The organism is Salipiger sp. HF18, assembly GCF_011806505.1.
GTDB classification, from domain to species: Bacteria; Pseudomonadota; Alphaproteobacteria; order Rhodobacterales; family Rhodobacteraceae; genus Salipiger; species Salipiger thiooxidans.
Genome location: NZ_JAATOS010000861.1, coordinates 1 through 937, shown reverse-complemented (window position 1 = coordinate 937; position 937 = coordinate 1). Strand labels below are relative to the sequence as shown.

Here is a 937-nt window from a genome sequence, read left to right as displayed (position 1 = left end):
GGGTCGTTTCACTTCCTCCCCGGCCCGTCCGGGGCGGGCAAGACCACCCTTCTCAAGCTCTGTTACGGTGCGCTGCGTCCCACCGCCGGCGTCGCGCGTCTGTTCGGGCAGGATGTCCGGCAGATGGACCGCGACGACATCGCCATGAGCCGCCGCCGCATCGGCGTGGTGCATCAGGATTGCCAGTTCCTGGACCACCTCTCGGTGGCCGAGAACGTCGCGCTGCCGATGGCCGTCGCGGGGCAGGCGATGCCCGAGCAGGACGACAATCTGCGCGAGCTGATGGCCTGGGTCGGGCTGACCGAGCGCGCCGGCGCGCTGCCCCCCGAGCTTTCCGGCGGCGAGCGTCAGCGCGCGGCGCTGGCCCGCGCCGTCATCATGTCGCCCGAGGTGGTGCTGGCGGACGAACCCACCGGCAACGTCGACTGGGAGATGTCGCAGCGGCTGCTGCGCCTGCTGATCGAGCTCAACCGCATGGGCGTCACGGTGCTGATCGCGACCCACGACCTGCAGCTCATCCGGGCCGCCAAGTCGCAGGTGCAGGCGCGGGTGCTGCGCATCGCCAACCGCAGGCTGAACGCGGCGGGGGTCGATCTGTGAAGGCAACGCTGCAAACGCTGTTCGCGCTCGGCCGCGGCGACAAGGCTGCCGACCGGGTCGTGCCGCCCACCGGTTTCACCGCGCGTCTGACGCTCTTCGCCGCTGCCGCCATGGCCTTTCTCGCGGTCTTCGCGCTGGCGCTGTCGCTGGCGGCAGGACGGCTGGCCACCAGCTGGGGCGACGAGCTTGCACGGGCCTCGACGGTGCGGATCTCGGCGCCCGACGGGCAGATGGCGGAGCAGACCGCCACCGCGCTGCGGCTGCTGCAGCAGACCCCCGGTGTCGCCTCGGCCCGCGCCCTGAGCGAGGCCGAGCAGCAGGCGCTGCTCGAGCCGTG

General features: G+C 72.0%; 1 protein-coding gene and 1 pseudogene. Both read left to right on the top strand.

Annotated features, from left to right (window positions below):
- Positions 1 to 600: cell division ATP-binding protein FtsE (locus HC022_RS27575; protein WP_167454496.1), on the top strand; the 600-nt coding region annotated here is incomplete at its 5' end.
- Positions 597 to 937 (top strand): annotated as a pseudogene (locus HC022_RS27570) (cell division protein FtsX); the annotation flags it as partial. The gene HC022_RS27575 and the pseudogene HC022_RS27570, both read left to right, overlap by 4 nt.